General features: G+C 75.7%; 17 protein-coding genes. 6 read left to right on the top strand and 11 right to left on the bottom strand.

The window, feature by feature from the left end; genetic code table 11:
• The first annotated feature begins 32 nt into the window (after window positions 1-32).
• The 3 genes from ACSU6L_RS32695 to ACSU6L_RS32685 are packed head-to-tail and all read left to right on the top strand — an operon-like array spanning window position 33 to window position 3120.
• Window positions 33-662 (top strand): D-sedoheptulose-7-phosphate isomerase, encoded by a 630-nt coding sequence (locus ACSU6L_RS32695; RefSeq protein ID WP_437062660.1) that lies wholly within the window; start codon window positions 33-35, stop codon window positions 660-662.
• Window positions 659-2068 carry a D-glycero-beta-D-manno-heptose 1-phosphate adenylyltransferase gene (rfaE2, locus tag ACSU6L_RS32690; protein ID WP_437062658.1) on the top strand — a complete coding sequence of 470 codons (1410 nt, stop codon included), beginning with the start codon at window positions 659-661 and terminating at the stop codon, window positions 2066-2068. The genes ACSU6L_RS32695 and rfaE2 overlap by 4 nt, the downstream gene beginning before the upstream one ends.
• Entirely contained in the window at window positions 2065-3120 is a 1056-nt protein-coding gene (locus ACSU6L_RS32685; RefSeq protein WP_437062656.1) for a glycosyltransferase family 9 protein, read from the top strand. Before rfaE2 ends, ACSU6L_RS32685 begins: the two co-directional genes overlap by 4 nt.
• A 284-nt stretch (window positions 3121-3404) precedes the next feature.
• Here the strand turns inward: ACSU6L_RS32685 and ACSU6L_RS32680 are convergent, their stop codons facing one another.
• Complete coding sequence (locus ACSU6L_RS32680) at window positions 3405-4664, bottom strand: MFS transporter (protein ID WP_437062653.1); 1260 nt, start codon at window positions 4662-4664, stop codon at window positions 3405-3407.
• A 449-nt stretch (window positions 4665-5113) separates the two neighbouring features.
• Here ACSU6L_RS32680 and ACSU6L_RS32675 point away from each other — a divergent pair, with 449 nt between their 5' ends.
• Entirely contained in the window at window positions 5114-5677 is a 564-nt protein-coding gene (locus ACSU6L_RS32675) for a hemerythrin domain-containing protein (protein WP_437062651.1), read from the top strand.
• A gap of 50 nt (window positions 5678-5727) precedes the next feature.
• Entirely contained in the window at window positions 5728-5922 is a 195-nt protein-coding gene (locus tag ACSU6L_RS32670; RefSeq protein WP_073943547.1) for a DUF2795 domain-containing protein, read from the top strand.
• A gap of 82 nt (window positions 5923-6004) precedes the next feature.
• Here the strand turns inward: ACSU6L_RS32670 and ACSU6L_RS32665 are convergent, their stop codons facing one another.
• The 4 genes from ACSU6L_RS32665 to ACSU6L_RS32650 are packed head-to-tail and all read right to left on the bottom strand — an operon-like array spanning window position 6005 to window position 9720.
• Window positions 6005-6919: a glycosyltransferase family 2 protein gene (locus tag ACSU6L_RS32665; RefSeq protein WP_437062648.1), complete on the bottom strand. Its 915-nt coding sequence runs from the start codon at window positions 6917-6919 to the stop codon at window positions 6005-6007.
• Window positions 6916-7833, bottom strand: coding sequence for a glycosyltransferase family 2 protein (locus ACSU6L_RS32660; protein ID WP_437062646.1), 918 nt, complete (start codon window positions 7831-7833; stop codon window positions 6916-6918). The genes ACSU6L_RS32665 and ACSU6L_RS32660 overlap by 4 nt, the downstream gene beginning before the upstream one ends.
• 4 nt (window positions 7834-7837) lie before the next feature.
• On the bottom strand, window positions 7838-8701 hold the full coding sequence (locus ACSU6L_RS32655; protein WP_437062644.1) for a glycosyltransferase family 9 protein: 864 nt from the start codon (window positions 8699-8701) through the stop codon (window positions 7838-7840).
• Window positions 8698-9720 (bottom strand): NAD-dependent epimerase/dehydratase family protein, encoded by a 1023-nt coding sequence (locus ACSU6L_RS32650; RefSeq protein WP_437062642.1) that lies wholly within the window; start codon window positions 9718-9720, stop codon window positions 8698-8700. Before ACSU6L_RS32650 ends, ACSU6L_RS32655 begins: the two co-directional genes overlap by 4 nt.
• A gap of 342 nt (window positions 9721-10062) precedes the next feature.
• Between ACSU6L_RS32650 and ACSU6L_RS32645 the strand changes: the two genes are divergently transcribed.
• Window positions 10063-11247 carry a phosphodiester glycosidase family protein gene (locus tag ACSU6L_RS32645; RefSeq protein ID WP_437062640.1) on the top strand — a complete coding sequence of 395 codons (1185 nt, stop codon included), beginning with the start codon at window positions 10063-10065 and terminating at the stop codon, window positions 11245-11247.
• A gap of 28 nt (window positions 11248-11275) precedes the next feature.
• Here the strand turns inward: ACSU6L_RS32645 and ACSU6L_RS32640 are convergent, their stop codons facing one another.
• The 6 genes from ACSU6L_RS32640 to ACSU6L_RS32615 all read right to left on the bottom strand — a co-directional run bounded on the left by ACSU6L_RS32640 (window position 11276) and on the right by ACSU6L_RS32615 (window position 16510).
• Window positions 11276-11470: a hypothetical protein gene (locus tag ACSU6L_RS32640; RefSeq protein WP_073943541.1), complete on the bottom strand. Its 195-nt coding sequence runs from the start codon at window positions 11468-11470 to the stop codon at window positions 11276-11278.
• A 113-nt stretch (window positions 11471-11583) separates the two neighbouring features.
• On the bottom strand, window positions 11584-12447 hold the full coding sequence (locus tag ACSU6L_RS32635; RefSeq protein ID WP_437062638.1) for a phosphatidylinositol-specific phospholipase C/glycerophosphodiester phosphodiesterase family protein: 864 nt from the start codon (window positions 12445-12447) through the stop codon (window positions 11584-11586).
• Window positions 12448-12622: 175 nt separating this feature from the next.
• Window positions 12623-13702, bottom strand: a complete 1080-nt coding sequence (locus ACSU6L_RS32630) for an acyl-CoA dehydrogenase family protein (RefSeq protein WP_437062636.1) — start codon at window positions 13700-13702, stop codon at window positions 12623-12625.
• Window positions 13699-14880, bottom strand: coding sequence for an acyl-CoA dehydrogenase family protein (locus ACSU6L_RS32625; protein WP_437062634.1), 1182 nt, complete (start codon window positions 14878-14880; stop codon window positions 13699-13701). The genes ACSU6L_RS32630 and ACSU6L_RS32625 overlap by 4 nt, the downstream gene beginning before the upstream one ends.
• Window positions 14877-15842: an NADPH:quinone oxidoreductase family protein gene (locus ACSU6L_RS32620; protein ID WP_073943537.1), complete on the bottom strand. Its 966-nt coding sequence runs from the start codon at window positions 15840-15842 to the stop codon at window positions 14877-14879. The genes ACSU6L_RS32625 and ACSU6L_RS32620 overlap by 4 nt, the downstream gene beginning before the upstream one ends.
• Before the next feature lie 86 nt (window positions 15843-15928).
• Window positions 15929-16510 carry a helix-turn-helix domain-containing protein gene (locus ACSU6L_RS32615; RefSeq protein ID WP_437062631.1) on the bottom strand — a complete coding sequence of 194 codons (582 nt, stop codon included), beginning with the start codon at window positions 16508-16510 and terminating at the stop codon, window positions 15929-15931.
• Window positions 16511-16525: the final 15 nt, after the last annotated feature.

Genomic DNA, 16525 nt, shown 5'->3' with positions numbered 1-16525 from the left:
GCCGTCGCCGCGACGCGGTACGCCCGACCAGCATGAGCGAATCCCCTGCACTCGCCGCCGCCCGGCTGCACTGCCGTTCCCTGGAACAGGCACTCGTCCGGCTGCGCACCGACGGCCTCGGCCGGATCGCGGACTGGGGCGACGGGCTCGCCGCCGTCCTGCCGACCGGCGGAAGGCTGCTCGCCGCGGGCAACGGCGGCAGCGCCGCCCAGGCCCAGCACCTGACCGCCGAACTCGTCGGCCGCTACCGGCAGGAACGGCCCGCGTTCTCGGCGATCTCCCTGCACGCGGAGACCTCCAGCCTGACCGCCATCGGCAACGACTACGGCTTCGACCAGGTGTACGCCCGTCAGGTCGCCGCCCACGGCCGACCGGGCGACGTGCTGATGCTGATGTCCACCTCCGGGCGCAGCGCCAACCTGATCAGCGCGGCCGTCGCGGGCCGCCGGGCCGGGCTGCGGGTCTGGGCGATGACCGGACCGGCGCCGAACCCGCTCGCCGAGGCCGCCCACGAGGCGCTGTGCGTCGACGCCGACACCACGGCCACCGTTCAGGAGACCCATCTGGTCGCCGTGCACCTGCTGTGCGAGGGCTTCGACGCGGCCCTCGGCACCCCGGCCCCCGTCCGGGACCGGGCCACCGCCGCCGGGAGGGTGTCGTGACCGGGCCGCGGCCGCTGGTGGTCGTCGGGGACGTGCTGCTCGACGAGGACGTCGAGGGTGTCGCCACCCGGCTGGCCCCGGACGCGCCCGCGCCGGTCGTGGACGTCACCGACGACCGCCGTCACCCCGGTGGGGCGGGCCTCGCCGCCGCGCTGGCCGCCCGGGGCGGACGCGAGGTGGTCCTGGTGACCGCGCTCGGCGACGACGCCGCCAGTGAGGCCGTACGGCGGCAGCTGCGCGGCCGGGTGCGGCTGGTGGAGATCCCGCTGCGGGGCAGCCTGCCGGTGAAGACCCGGGTGCTGGCGAGCGGGCGTCCGCTGGTCCGCATCGACCGGGGCGGCGGCGAGCCCGGGGAGCCCGACGAGGCGGTGCGGGACGCGCTGACGCAGGCCCACGCCGTGCTCGTCGCCGACTACGGGCGGCACACCGCGGGTGCCGTGCGGCAGCACCTGGAGGCGGTCGTCCCGCGCACCCCGCTGGTGTGGGACCCGCACCCCAGGGGCGAGGCCCCGGTGCCCGGCGCCCGGCTGGTCACGCCGAACGCGGCCGAGGCGCGCAGCCTGTACCCCGGCGACGGGGGCGAGTCGCTGCGCGCGTACGCCGAGCGCGGGGCGCGGCTCGCGGACCTGTGGCAGGCCGCGGGTGTCGCCGTGACGCTCGGGGAGCGCGGGGTGCTGCTGACCCGGCCCGCCGCCGGTACGCCGATGCTGGTGCCGCCGCCGTACCGGGCGAGCGGCGATCCGTGCGGCGCGGGCGACTGCTTCGCCGCGACGACCGCCACCGCGCTCGCCGACGGCGCGCTGCCGGAGGAGGCGTTGCAGCGGGCGGTCGCGGAGGCCGCCGCGTTCGTGGCGGCGGGCGGTGCCGGGAATCCGGCGCTGTGGCGGACCGAACCCGACACCGCGTCCGGTCCGGCGCCCGGCGCGGACGCGTTCGCCCTCGCCGAGCAGGTGCGGGCGCGCGGCGGCACGGTGGTGGCGACCGGCGGCTGCTTCGACCTGCTGCACGCCGGGCACGTGGGGCTGCTGGAGAGCGCCCGGCGGATCGGCGACTGCCTGATCGTGTGCCTCAACTCGGACGACTCCGTCCGGGGGATCAAGGGCCCCGGACGCCCCATCAACCCGGTGGCCGACCGGGCCCGGGTGCTCCAGGCCCTCGGCAGCGTCGACGCCGTCGCGGTGTTCGACGAGGCCACCCCGGAGGCTCTGCTGAGCCGGCTGCGGCCGGACGTGTGGGTGAAGGGCGGCGACTACTCCGTGCAGGAGCTGCCCGAGGCGGAGACGCTGCGCGCGTGGGGCGGTCAGGCGGTTGTCCTGCCCTACCTCAACGGCCGGTCCACCACACTGCTGGCCCGGCGGGCGGCGCGCGCCGCCGTGCCGCTGAAGCCGGGCGGGACGGCGGCGTGAGCCGGGACCCCGCCCGGTCCGCCCGGCCCGGTGTCCTGGTGCTGCGCGCGCTCGGCCTGGGCGACCTGCTGACCGCCGTACCCGCCCTGAAGGCGCTGCGGCGGGAACTGCCGGGCCACGAGCTGGTGCTGGCCGCGCCGGGGCGGCTGGCCGGGGCCGCGTCGGCGACCGGCCTTGTGGACCGGCTGCTGCCGGCCGAGGCGCCGGGACGGGCCGTACCGTCCGGGCTGGCCTGGTCCGGGCCGCCGCCCGACCTGGCCGTGGACCTGCACGGCAACGGCCCGCCCAGTCACCTCCTCCTCCAGCGGCTCGCACCGCGCCGCCTGTTCGCGTACGCGCATCCGGGGACGCCCGGCATCCCCGGCCCGGTCTGGCGGGAGGACGAGCACGAGCGGGAACGCTGGTGCCGGCTCCTCGCCTGGTACGGCATCCCCGCCGACCCCGCGGACCTGACGATCCCGGCGCCCGCGGCGCCCTCCCCCGCGCCGGGCGCGGTCGTCGTCCATCCCGGCGCGGACGCGCCCGCCCGGTGCTGGCCGAGCGAGCGGTTCGCCGCCGTGGCACGCGAGCTGCGCGAGGCGGGTCACCGGGTCGTGGTGACGGCGGGCGCGGGCGAGGCGGTACTGGCCCGGCGGGTCGCGGAACGGGCGGGGCTGCCCCCGTCCGCCGTGCTGGGCGGCACCCGTGACGTGCCGTTCGACCGGCTCGCGGCACTGGTCGCCGACGCGCGCTGCGTGGTGGTCGGCGACACGGGCCTCGCCCACCTGGCCACGGCTCTGCGCACCCCGTCGGTGATCCTCTTCGGCCCGGTGGCCCCCCGCCTGTGGGGCCCGCCCCCCAGCCCCCGGCACCGAGCGCTCTGGCATCCCGGCGACGCCACCTCCGCCCGCCCCGGCGACGCCCACGGACGCGAACCGGACGAACGGCTCCTGCGGATCTCGGTGCGGGAGGTCCTGACGGCGGTACGCGGTCTCCCGGCCGACCGGGCACCCCGGACACCCGGACACGGCTCGACCGACCGGGCCCCGGCTCGAGCCCGGCTCCGCCGCTGAGAAGGAACGGAACCGGGGTGCCCCACGACGCCACCCATCTCAGCCGCGATCCACGCGAGCGAGCCGACGCCCGCGACTTTGCCCGGCCACGGCGCCCCGAGCAGAGCGAGGCGCGGGAGCGTCCACCAGGGCCGTCTACGCCGGCCCCGCCCGGGAAGCATCGCAGGGCTCAGGGCGCGATCAAGCGAGGCAAGGCTCAGGGCGCCCGGCAAGCCACCGACCGCAGCTCCGCCCCGGCGCCCCCGCCGGTGGCCCCGGCCGCAGCCCCAGCCCCGCGCGACGGCTCAGGCCGCGGTTTCCAGTTCCGCGTGCCGCTCCCCCGTACGCAGTGGTGTGACCGGCAGCGTGGTGCGGCGTTCGCGGAGGAGGTGGCCCGTGCCGATCGCGCCCGCGATGATCAGGCCGCCGGCGACGAGGGCGCCCCGGGCGCCGGCGAGTTCCATGAGGAGGCCGAGGGCGGGCGGGCCGGCCAGGCCCCAGCCGGTGCTGATGCTGCCCCACACGCCGAGGACGCGGCCCCGCATGTGGGCGGGCGGGTCGGTCTGCAGCACGGTCGTCCCGGCGGTGTCGGAGACCGACTCCACGACGGCCATGGGCAGGACCAGGACGAGCAGCACGGCGAGCGACGGCGACAGGCCGGCCACCACCTGGAGCAGCCCGCCGGTCGCGGCCAGCGCGCCCACCAGCCGCACGGACGGCTTGCGCAGCCGGGCGCCGAGCACCGCGCCGACGATGCCGCCGACGGCGAGGACGGTGGAGACGGTGCCGAAGGCCCCGGCGCCGCCCGCGAGCGGGCCGGTGACGAGTACGGCGAGGGTGAGGCCGTAGTTCCGGCCGAAGACCGCGCTGATGCCGGTGACGCCGGCGAGGGCGACCAGCCGGGGCCGGCGCGCGAAGAACGCCAGGCCCTCGCGGACGGTCAGGTCGCCGTCCTTGCCCCGTGCGCCGTTCGCGCGCGAGCCGCGCCGGGCGGGGACCGCGGCCCGCGTGGCCGCTCCGGCGACGGGTTTCAGGAACGGGACGACCGAGGCGACGAAGAGGAAGGACAGGCCGTTGGCGGCGTACGCGGCGCCGGTGCCGAGGAAGCCGACGGCCACTCCGGCGAGCCCGGTACCGGCGAGCCGCCCGGCGCTGTGCACGAGGGAGCCGACGCCGATGGCGGAGGGCACGTCCTCGGGCCGGACCAGGTCGTTGCCGAGCAGGGCGCAGGCGGGCCCGTCCACGGTGGCGATGGTGCCGGTGACGGCGGCCAGCACCAGCAGGACGGGCAGGTCGAGCCGGTCGGTCGCCACCAGCACCGCCGTGATCAGGGCGACGACGCCGAGCAGCGCCTGGCTGACCATGGCGGTCAGCTTCCGGGGCCAGCGGTCCACGGCGGCGCCGCCCGCCAGGCTGACCAGCAGCGCGGGCGCGGCCTGCACGGACACGGACAGGCCGGTCGCGGCGGCGGACCCGGTGATCTGCAGCACCAGCAGGTTCTGCACGGTGAGCTGCATCCACGTGCCGGCGTTGGACACGATGTTGGCGAGGGACCACCAGCGCATGCTGCGGTAACGCAGAGACCGCCACGGTGAGCTGGACGCGTCGGGCGGCGGGGGCGCGGGGGTGGCGGAATCAGGCACGGCGGAGGAATCAGGCACGGCGGTTCTCGGCAGGTGTCCGGGGACTCGGGGGATCGGGAAATCCACGGGAGTCGGAATCACCGGCTGCACTGCGCGGTCACTCCACGGGATCTTCGGGACGAGCGCCGCCCATCGTGGCAGACGGGCCACCCGAGTCCTGACCGGGCGCCGTCGCCGCGGGTGGCCGGAACGGGGCAAGTTCCGCGCCCGCCAATCGACTTGCCGCATCCTGTGCACTTGCTCACAGGCTCTCCGGGGACCCCGGCATTCCCACCCGTACGGCCGCGTTACGCCCCGCCCCGGCACGGGCACCCGGGAGTCCGGGACGGACCCCTCCGAGGGCCACCGCAGCGACGATGGAGGTACGGGACATGGGACATGGAGGAAACGTCATCGACGAGCTGATGACGGACCACCGCGAGGTGGAGGAGCTCTTCGGCAAGATCGAGGGTCTGCCGATGGGCGCCAAGGACCGCAAGGTCTACGCGGACCAGGTCACCATGGAGCTGGTGCGTCACTCGGTCGCCGAGGAGGCCCACCTCTATCCGGCGGTGCGTGAGCACCTGCCGAACGGGGACGCGCTGGCCGACAAGGAGATCGAGGACCACTCCAAGGCCGAGCGGATCATGAAGGACCTGGAGGGCTGCGAGGCCGACGACCCCGAGTTCGACCGACTTATGGGCATGCTCATGACCGAGATCCGCTCGCACGTGGCGGACGAGGAGCAGAACCTCTTCCCGATGCTGCGCGAGACGTGCCCCGCGGCGGCCCTCGACGAGCTCGGGGACAAGGTGCGGCAAGCGAAGAAGATGGCGCCGACGCGCCCGCACCCGGCCGCCCCCGACAAGCCCCCGGCCGACAAGCTGCTCGCACCCGGCATGGGACTCGTGGACCGGATGCGGGACGCGCTGACGGGCCGTGGCAAGAAGGACTGAACCGGTCCTTCGCTCAACCCCCCACACATCCTCGACGCCATGGAGGAATCATGGCCGGAATCACCCCTCCCGACCTGCAGAAGGCCCTGTCCGGCGCGGAGTACCCGACGGACAGCAAGAAGCTGGCGAAGGTCGCCCGGGACAATCACGCGTCCAAGGAGATCACCGACCGGATCGAGCACCTGGGCAAGAAGGAGTTCCAGAACCCGGCCGAGGTGAGCAAGGCCGTGTTCCGCGAGGAATGACCTCTTGCACACCGCAGACGGCGGCCGTGGCGCTCGTGCGCCACGGCCGCCGTCGTCATGTCCGGGATCTCTCAGGGATCTCTCAGCCGATGTACCGCCGCGCGGGCGAGGACCGCCGGGCCTGTTCCAGCGCGACCAGCCGCGCCTCCAGGTCGGGCGGCACGGGGTCGCGCTGCCGCAGCACCCAGGGCAGGCCGGCCGCCGCGTGCGCGAAGGCCCGCGCCGAGGCGCGGTCGTGCGGGACCGTGCGCAGCAGGTACCAGGTGCGGCGCAGCGCGGACGGCCAGGGGCGGCGCAGCCAGGTGAACCACAGGGTGTTGCGCAGGCCGAGGACGCGCCGGTGGGTGCTGTCGCGGACCGGGGAGGCGGCGTGATGGATGGTCAGCTCGGGGGCATAGCTGAGCCAGTGCCCGCGCCGCAGCAGGTCGGTGGCGAGCAGTTCCTCCTCGCCACCGAGCCACAGCCCGGGGTGGAAGCCGCCGACCGCGCGGAAGGCGTCGGTGCGCATCACGGTGGCGGCAGCCAGGAAGGAGCCGAGGGCGGGTCCGGGCAGCCACTCGGGGCCGCTGAGCGGCGAGTCGCGCAGTTCGGCGACCACCGGGTCTTCCTCCCCCGACGGTTCGACGAGGATCCGGGCGGTGACGGCGGCGAGCCGGGGCCGTGTGTCGAGGAGGTCCGCCGCCCGGCGCAGCGAGCCGGGCTCCCACCAGGTGTCGTCGTCGCAGAAGGCCACGTAGGGGGTGCGCACGCGCCGGACGGCGAGGTTGCGGCCGACGGCGCCGAGGTTGCGGCCGGGGCGCAGCAGCAGCACCTCCGGGTGGTCCCGGGCGACCGCGTCCGCCGTGCCGTCGGCCGATCCGTTGTCGGTGACGATCACGGGCGGGCGTTCCGGCAGGTCGCGCAGGGTGCGCAGGGTGCGCAGCAGTTCGGGGCGGCGGTCGCGGGTGATCACCACGACGGTGGTGCGGTCGTCCGGGCCGAGCGTGTCGCCGGTCATGTGTGCCTCCCGTCCAGGAGCCGGGCCGCCCGTTCGACGCGGTCGGGCAGCGGTGCGCGGTGCCTGAGGGCCGCGGGGAGCCTGGCGAGCGCCCCGCGCAGCGCCGCGGCGGCCGCCGGGTCACCCCGGGCGGCGTCGGCGGCGAGCCGGGCGGTGTCGCGCAGGGCGACGCCGGCCGGGCGCCGCAGCCAGGCGGTGAGCAGCGCGTTGCGGCGTTGCACGGCGGAGCGGCCGGGCCGCCGGCCGGGGTCGGGGTGGTGCAGGGCGGTCACCTGGGGCACGTAGGCCACGCCCCAGTCGCGGGCCGCGAGGTCGTAGGCGAGCAGGGTCTCCTCACCGCCGAAGAACAGCACCGGGTGGTAGCCGCCGGCGTCGAGGAAGGCCCTGCGCCGCACCACGGCCGCGCAGGCGAGGAAGCCGAGGACCGAGGGGCCGGGGAGCCCGGGGTCGGCGGGCAGCGGGGAGCCGGCGAGGACGGCGTTCAGCGGGTCCTCGGCGGCTTCCGGGCCGACCAGGGTGCGTGCGGCCAGCAGCCCCAGGCGGGGGTGGGTGTCGAGGATGTCGGCGGCGGTGGCCAGCGCGCCGGGCGCCCACCAGGAGTCGTCGTCGCTGAAGGCGACGTAGGGGGTGGTGGCGTGCCGGACGGCGAGGTTGCGGCCGAGGGCACCGGTGTTGCGGGGCAGGGCGATGACCCGCGCGCCCACCGGGTGGGCGCGGGCGGCGGCGGCCGTGGCGTCGGCGGAGTCGTTGTCCACGACGATCACCGGGGGCCGTTCGGGCAGCGCGGCCAGCCGGTCCAGGGTGCGCAGCACGCTCTCCCGGCGGTCGCGGGTGATCACGGCGACGGTGACCCGGCCCGGCGCGGGGGTCCGGGCCGGGGCCTGCTGGGTCAGTGGCTGCTTGCGCGCGGGCATCGCCTCATGTCCTTTCGTCGAGCAGCCGGTGCACGGCGGCGGTGACGTCACGGGCGGTGCCGTGGTCCGGCTCCAGCAGCACGCCGGGCACGCCGTGCGGGCGGCGCGGTCCGTCCGGCGGGGCGAGCGACACCACCGGTGTGCCGGTGGCGGCGGCCAGCTGGGCGGGGCCGGGGGCGCCGGTGACGACCACGTCGGCGGCGCGCAGCACCCCGGCCAGCCGCCGGGCGTCGGTCCGGCCGCCGAGGTCGACGGCGGTGTCCCCGCTGACGTACCGGGTCAGCGCGCTCTCCGCCGGCTCGCCGGTGACGACGACGCGGTGTCCGGCGTCGGCGAGCGCGGCGACCGCCGCGGCGCAGCAGTCGGGGTCCCAGGCGCCGTCGGGCGGTCCGGCGCCGGGGTGGACGACGACGTAGGGGCCGTTGCCGGTGAGGGCGGCGGTGTCCGGGGTGGGCAGCACCCGCAGGCGTCCGTCGTCGCCGGGGCGGGGGCGAAAGCCCAGGGCGGCGGCGGTGTCGAGGGCGGCGTCGGCGCCGGGGCCGCCGCAGGCGCCGACGCGGCCCACGCGGGCCTCGCGCAGCAGTCGCCCGGCGGAGTGGGGGCCGGTCCCGTCCGGGTCGAGGACGAGGGCCACGTCGTAGGCGTCCGCCCGCAGCCGCCGTACCAGCGCCTCGTCGTCCGCCTCCGGGGTGCCGGGCGGATCGCGTACGACGACCTGGTCGACGTGCGGAAGCAGCCGGGCGGCGGGGGCGCCGCCGGGGCCGCACAGCACCGTCACCGGGTTCGCGCGGGTGGCGAGTGCGCGGACCGCCGGGCCCGCCAGGAGCACTTCGGCGAAGCCGTCGAGCCGTACGACGAGTGCCTTCACAGCCACCCCACCCCCGGGCAGCCGGCCGGTGTCCGCTCGGTGAAGTGCGCGATGGTCCGCTTGAACCCCTCTTCCCACGGGACCCGGGGCCGCCAGCCGTACAGCTCGCGGACGAAGGTGGTGTCGGGTCGGCGCCGGGCGGGGCCGCGGGCCCGGCCGGGCCGGTACTCCAGGCGGGAGGGGGAGCCGGTCAGGTGGATCACCCGGCGGGCGATCTCCTCGACGGTGGCCTCGTCGTCGCCGCCGATGTTCACCGGCCGTACGGAGCGGCTGGCGGCCACCAGCAGCACGCCCTCCACGATGTCGTCGACGTAGGCGAGGGACCGCGTCTGGCTGCCGTCGCCCTCGATGGTCAGCGGGACTCCCGCGAGTGCCTGCCGGACGAAGGTGGGCAGGACCTGCCGGCCGTCGGCGCGCATCCACGGACCGTAGGTGTCGAACACCCGCACGATGCCGGCGTCGGTGCCGTGGGCGGTCGCGCAGGCGGTGGTCAGGGCCTCGGCGAAACGCTTGGCCTCGTCGTGGGCGCTGCGCGGGCCGACCGGGTCGACATGGCCCCAGCAGTCCTCGCGCTGCGGATGCCCGGCCGGGTCGCCGTAGACCTGGCAGGCGGAGCCGAGCAGGAACCGCGCCCCGTCCCGTTCGGCGACGGCGAGCGCGTTGCGGGTGCCGGGTCCGGCGGCGTCCAGCGCGGCCAGGCGGCGGTTCCGGCAGTCGGCGGGTGAGGCGGGGCCGGCGAAGTGCAGGACCAGGTCGTAGGGGCCGGGCAGCGCGTCGGGGCAGCCGGGGGCGCTCACGTCCTGGCGCAGGAACCGGAGACCGGGGCGTCCGGCCAGCCGGCGGACGGTGTCCGCGGAGCCGGTCGACAGGTCGTCCGCACAGTCGACCTCGATCCCGTCATCGAGCAGGCGTTCGCACAGATGGGAGCCCAGGAACCCGGCGCCCCCGGTGACCAGGGCGCGCCGCCAGCCCGGCCGGGACAGCGGCAGCGGTATCGCGGAGTACGCCGTCGGCGTCATGAGCGCGGCCTCCCTTCCGCCGAATGGTGAAGCACTTGTCGTTGAGGAGGGGTGGTCGGCGACCGGCGCCCGAGTGCCCCGCGGGGCCGCTTTTCATACTGCGCCGTCCGGGGCGGGTGTGCCACATGGGTCCGCCGGGGCTCCTGTGACCGCTCGCCGACCGCCCGCCGGGGGTTCCGTTCGCCGGCCCGTCTCCGGCCCGTCGAGTCCCGCCACCCGATCGGACATCGCGGTCTGGTGCACTTCCCGTCGTTCCTGGGACAGTTGACGGGACCTCAGGGGGAGAGTGTGACGCATCGTCAAAGGCGGTTCCACGCAGGCAGAACGGTTCTGGTACTCCTCATGGCACTCGGCTCGCTGGCCGGTGCGGCCCTGGCCGGGGCGGCACCGGCCGGTGCCGTTCCCACGGCCGTCGACCTCGCACCGGGCGTGCGCTACGAGGAGTTCGACCTCCAGGCGGCGGGCGGCCCGGCCCGCGCGCACGTGCTCGACATCGACCTGAGCGATCCGAGGGTGCGTCTGGACCTGCTGTATCCGGGGGCGGTGGCCGCGCGGTCCACCGTGTCCCGGCTCGCCGACGCCCAGGGGGCCGTCGCGGGCGTCAACGGCGACTTCTTCAACATCACCGAGACCCAGCACCCGGGCGTGGAGGCCACCGGCGCGAGCGTCGGACCCGCCGTCGCGGCCGGCCGGACCCTGAAGGCGGCCGTGCCGGACGGGCAGCGCTTCGGCCCGGCGCTGCCGCCCGGCACCTCCACCCGAGACGTGTTCGGGGTGGGCGTCGACCGGCGCGCCCGGCTGGACGGCCTCGCCCTGGACGGGTCGGTCACCACGGCGCAGGAGGTGCTGCCGCTCGGCGGCCTCAACCAGTACGCGCTGCCGGTGGGCTCCGTCGGCGCGTTCACCGCGGACTGGGGCAGCGCCTCCCGGGTGCGCGCCACCTGCGGCACGGACACCGAGCGGGCCGCGCCCTGCAGTGCGGACACCTATGAAGTGACGGTCCGCGCCGGCCGCGTGGTGGCGGCGGCGCAGACCCCGGGCCGCGGACCGATCGCCGCCGGCACGACCGTGCTCGTCGGCCGGGAGGCCGGGGCGCGGTGGCTGCGGGGACTCGCCGTGGGTGAGGCCGTACGGGTGCGGCACCGGCTGGTGGCGGCCCGGACCCGGGTGCCGTACCGCTTCGCCGTCGGCGGGTATCCGGTGCTGTCCGGCGGGCAGCCCCTGCCGGGCCTGGACGACCGGACCACGGCCGTGCGTTCCGCGGCGGGCCTGGCGGACGGCGGGCGGCGCGTGCTGCTGCTCTCGCTGGACGGCGCGCCCGAGTACCGCACCGGGCTGACGATCGCCGAGCTGGCGGCCGTCATGCGGCGCCTGGGCGCGGTCGACGCCTTCAGCCTGGACGGGGGCGGCTCCTCCGCTCTGGTCGCCCGGGGACCGGGCGAGACCGCCGTGACGGTGCGCAACCATCCGGCGGGCGGCGCCGAGCGGCCCGTGCCGAACGGGGTCGGGGTGTTCTCGACGCGGTGACCCCCGCGTCCCTCGCGACCGGCCGCCCTTACGGCCTGAGGCTGCTGACGATGTCCGCCGTCGCCGTCAGGCCGCTGTGGATCGTGGGGGCGATGCTCGTGCTCGCCAGGTAGAAGCCGAGCAGCAGGCAGACCAGCGCGTGGGAGATCTTCAGACCGCCGTTGCGCAGGAAGATCACCGCAAGGACCAGAAGCAGCAGCACCACCGAGATGGAAATGGCCATCGTCAACCTCCTCCGCCACGCCGTCACGCGTCCGGTTCACGGCGTTCGGCCGCAAGTGTGGCGTAGCGGAGGGTTCGTCCGGGCGGCTGACCTGTCCGCCGAACGTGTGGTGTCTACGCGGGCCGGTGAGCGTCGAGGAACGCTTCGAGGCCCGCGAGGTCGTCGGTGTTGAGGTGGTCGACGCCCGCGGTGAGCAGTTCGGTCCACACCGCGTCCCGCTCCGGGCCGGGCTGGTCGGGGGTGGCCCAGAACCGCACCCGCTGCCCGCGCGCGTGCGCCGCCCGCACGATGCCGTGCAGCTTGTCCCGCTCGGCCCCGGGGAACGCGCCGGCGCCCCGCCAGGTGAACTGCCGGGTCCAGTTGTCGCTGATCAGCGGGGCGAAGGAGGCGGGTGCGGGGCCGCCGAGGTCGGTGAGCCGGCCGTCGTAGAAGGCCCGGCGGACGGTCTGGGCCTCCATGGGGGCGCGGGCCGCGCGGTCGCCGGAGATCACGGCCGTGACCGGGCCGGGGAGGACCCGGCCGTGGGCGTACGTGGTGAACAGGTGCCGGTAGCGGCGCAGGTGGCGGTCCAGCTCCGCGTAGGTCGACGAGCCCTCGGTCTTGAGGTCGACGAGCAGCTGGAGGGAGCCCCGGTACCCCCGGTACACGGAGCCCTTGTGGGCGCGGACACGGGCGGCGAGCGGGTCGAGGTACAGGGATTCCAGGGTGCGGGCCGGGTCGAGGTCCTGCGGGTCGTGGGCGACGAGGAGCTGGTCGCCGACGAGGTAGATGTCGGCCTCGACGCTGCCGAAGCGGTGGTCGAGGGCGTCGAGCAGGGGGCGGGGGTGCTCGTAGTCGTTGTGGGCGTGGGCGCGCCACAACGGGCGCTGCCGGTGGCGCTGTTCACCGGCGAGGGCGCTGCCGGCGGGCAGGGCGACGGTGCCCGCGAGGGCGGCGCCGAGGGTGGTGAGGGCTCTGCGGCGGGTGGTGAGGGCCATGTGCGCTGCCTCCCTTGAGGTGCCGGACGGATCGCAGTGAGTATGCGGTCGTCGGGGGCTCAGGAAGCAGTGCTGTGCGGTTAGTTGGCCGGAGTGCCGTCAGGTGTTCACTTCGCCGGGGCGGCGCGCGCGGAAAGGCCCGCCCCTGGTGGGGCGGGCTTCCTCCGCGTGTCCGTCAGGGGGCCTGGAGGTCCACCAGTTCGGCCAGCGCCGCGCGGTGGGCGCCCGCGGTGCCGTAGGCGATCGAGTCGGCCTTGGCGCGCTTGAGGTACAGATGGATGGGGTGTTCCCAGGTCATCCCGATACCGGCGTGCAGTTGCAGCGCCTCCTCGGCGGCGTGCACGGCGACCGGGGCGGCGTAGGCCTGCGCGACCGCGACCGCCACATCGGTGTCGGCGCCGGTCGCGAGCGCGTCGGCCGCGCCGCGGGCCGCGGCCCGCAGGTTGACGACCTCCAGCCACAGCTGGGCGAGCCGGTGCTTGAGCGCCTGGAAGCCGCCGACGGGCCGGTTGAACTGCTTGCGTTCCTTGAGGTAGCGGACGGTCTCGGTCAGCGTCCAGTCGGCGACGCCCAGTTGCTCGGAGGCGAGCAGCCCGGCCGCGGCCCGCAGGGCCCGGCGTACCGCGGGCTCCGCGTCACCCAGCCGCCGTCCCGGCGCCCCGTCGAGGACGACGGTGGCCACCGGCCGGGTCAGATCGAGGGAGGGCTTCGCGGTGACGGTCGCGGCGCCGGCGGCCACCGCGTACAGGCCGCCGTCGTCCGCGGGGACGAGCAGCACGTCGGCGACGGCCGCGTCCGCGATGCCGGTCAGCTCCCCGTGCAGGGTGCCGTTCTCCACCCGTACGGTGCGGAAGGCGCCGTCCGGGGCCGTGTTCAGGGCGACGGCGAGGGCGCCGATCGTGGTGGCGGTCGCCAGCTCGGTGAGCAGGTCGTCGGCGCCGCACTCCAGCAGCACCTCGGTGGCGACGACCGCGCTCGTCAGGTACGGCACGGGCGCGACCGCCCGCCCCAGTTCCTCCAGGACGACGGCGACCTCCCGGTGGGTGGCGCCCTGGCCGTCGAGCTCCTCCGGGATCAGCAGGCCGGCCAGGCCCATCCCGTCGGCGAGCGCCTTCCACAGCGCGATGTCGTGCGGGGTCTCCGACTCGGTGCGCGCGATGACGCCCGCCGGGTCGCAGTGGTCGGCGAGCAGACCCCGGACGGCGGCGCGCAGCGCCTCTTCCTCCTCGGAGTACAGCAGGTCGGGGTCGGTCATCGGGCGAGGTCCTTCCAGGCGACGTCCTTGTCGGTGCGCGGTTCGGAGGGCAGGCCGAGGACGCGCTCGGCGACGATGTTCAGCAGGACCTCGCTGGTCCCGCCCTCGATGCTGTTGCCCTTGGCGCGCAGATAGCGGTATCCGGCGTCCCGGCCGGTGAAGTCGACCAGTTCCGGCCGGCGCATGGTCCAGTCGTCGTACAGCAGGCCCTCCTCGCCGCGCAGTTCCACCTCCAGGCCGCTGATCTCCTGGTTGAGGCGGGCGAAGCCGAGCTTCATGCCGGCGCCCTCCGGGCCGGGCTGCCCGGCGACGAGCTGCTGGCGCAGGCGTTCGCCGGTGAGGCGGGCGACCTCGGCGTCCACCCACAGCTTCAGCAGCCGCTGGTGCAGGTCGTGGGTGCGCAGTTCGGGGCGTTCGCGCCAGGTCTTCGCGACGGGGCCGATCATGCCGCCCTCGCGGGGCAGCCGCATGCCGCCGATGGCGACGCGCTCGTTGTTCAGTGTGGTCTGGGCGACCCGCCAGCCGTCGCCGGTCTCGCCGAGGCGGCAGGAGTCGGGGATGCGGACGTCGGTGAGGAAGACCTCGTTGAACTCGGCCTCGCCGGTGATCTGCCGCAGCGGCCGCACCTCGACGCCGGGGTCCGTCATGTCGCAGAGGAAGTAGGTGATGCCCTTGTGCTTGGGCACGTCCGGGTCGGTGCGGGCGATGAGGATGGCCCAGCGGGAGTTGTGCGCGCCGGACGTCCACACCTTCTGCCCGTTGACCACCCAGTCGTCGCCCTCACGGACGGCCCGCGTGCCGAGCGCGGCCAGGTCGGATCCGGCGCCCGGCTCGCTGAACAGCTGGCACCAGACCTCCTCACCGGTCCACAGGGGCTTGAGGAAGCGCCGCTTCTGCTCCTCGGTGCCGTAGTGGAGGATCGTCGGCGCGGCCATGCCGAGCCCGATGCCGTTGCGGCGCGCGTCGTTGTCGGGGGCGCCCGCCGCCTCCAGTTCGGCGTCGACGACGGCCTGGAGGGAGCGCGGGGCGCCCAGTCCGCCGAGGCCCTCCGGGAAGTGCACCCAGGCGAGTCCGGCGTCGAAGCGGGCCCGGAGGAATTCCATCCGGTCGGTGTCGGCGGGCGGGTGCGCGGCCAGCAACTCCTGGGTGCGGCGGCGCAGTTCGGCGGCGTCGGTCATCGGGCCTCCTCCATCACTACGGCGATCCGGCCCGTGCTGCGGCCGTCCGCCACCTTCTGCACGGCGGCCGCGGCCTCGCCCAGCGGGACGCGCTCGCTGATCAGCGGCTTGATCGCGCCCCGGGCGGCCAGGTCGGTGAGCTGGTCGTGGCAGTGCCGGACCAGCTTCGGGTTCTTGGTGTTGTACAGGCCCCAGTGCAGGCCGAGGATCGAGTAGTTCTTCACCAGGGCGTGGTTGAGCGCGGGGCTGGGGATGGTGCCGCTGGCGAAGCCGACGACCACGATCCGCCCCTCGAAGGCGACGGTCTTGGCGGACTGGGCGTAGGCGGCGCCGCCGACCGGGTCGTAGATCACGTCGGCGCCCCGGCCGCCGGTGGCCTCCTTGACGGCGGCGACCACGTCCTCGGCGTGCCGGTCGATCACCACGTCGCAGCCCAGCTCGCGGGCGACGGCGGCCTTGTCGGCGCCGCCGACGACGCCGATGACGGTGGCACCGGCCGCCTTGCCGAGCTGGACGGCGGCGCTGCCGACGCCGCCCGCGGCGGCGTGCACCAGCAGGGTCTCGCCGGCCTCCAGGCCGGCCCGCCGGTGCAGACCGAACCAGCCCGTCTGGTAGCCGATGTGCAGGGCGGCCGCCTCGGCGTCGTCCAGCGACTCGGGCGCGGGCAGCAGGGCGGCGGCGTCCGCGACGGCGTACTCGGCGAAACCGCCGTACGGCAGCGCCGGGTTGCCGATGACGCGGCGCCCGTCCTCGGTCTCGCCGCAGATCTCCACGCCCGGGGTGAACGGCAGTGGCGGCCGGATCTGGTACTGGCCGCGGCACAGCAGCGCGTCCGGGAAGTTGATGTTCGCGGCGCGCACCCGCACCAGGACCTGGCCGTCTCCGGGCGTGGGCCGCTCGACTTCCGCGAGGCGCATCACCTCACTCGGCTCGCCGTTCTCGTGCACGTGCCATGCCTGCATGCGCTGCCTCCACGGGACTGCGTCGTCTGACCGGGGTCGACGGCATACTAAGCGGTCGCTTGCCCATCAGGGAACAGTTGCGTGGGTCACCCGTTCGGTGCGCCCTTCGGCCGCGCCCGCACATGCATCCGCTCGCCCTGCGGCCCGAACAGACTGAGGAACTCCACCGGGCCCTCCCCCGTCGACCCGAACCAGTGCGGCACCCGGGTGTCGAACTCCGCCGCCTCGCCGGCCGAGAGCACCACGTCGTGCTCCCCCAGCACCAGCCGCAGCTTCCCCGAGAGCACGTACAGCCATTCGTAGCCCTCGTGGGTGCGCGGGTCGGGCTCCTGCCTGCGCTGCGGCTCCAGCACCTTGAACGCCTGGAGACCGCCGGGCTGCCGGGTGAGCGGCCAGTGGGTGCGCCCGCCCCGCGTCACGGGCTTCGCCCGCACCCGCGGGTCGCCGACCGGAGGGGCGCCCACCAGCTCGTCCAGCGGCACCTGATGGGCCTGCGCGATCGGCAGCAGCAGCTCCAGCGACGGCTTGCGCAGCCCCGACTCCAGCCGCGAGAGCGTGCTGACCGAGATGCCGGTCGCCTCGGAGAGGGCGGAGAGGGTCACCTCCCGCTCCTTGCGCAGCCGCCGCAGCCTCGGACCCACACCCGCCAGCACGTCATCGGTACTCATGACCGCCATTGCAGT

The sequence above is a fragment of the Streptomyces sp. enrichment culture genome, from assembly GCF_964272855.1.
Classification (GTDB): domain Bacteria; phylum Actinomycetota; class Actinomycetes; order Streptomycetales; family Streptomycetaceae; genus Streptomyces.
This window is presented reverse-complemented; position numbering and strand designations above follow the sequence as displayed.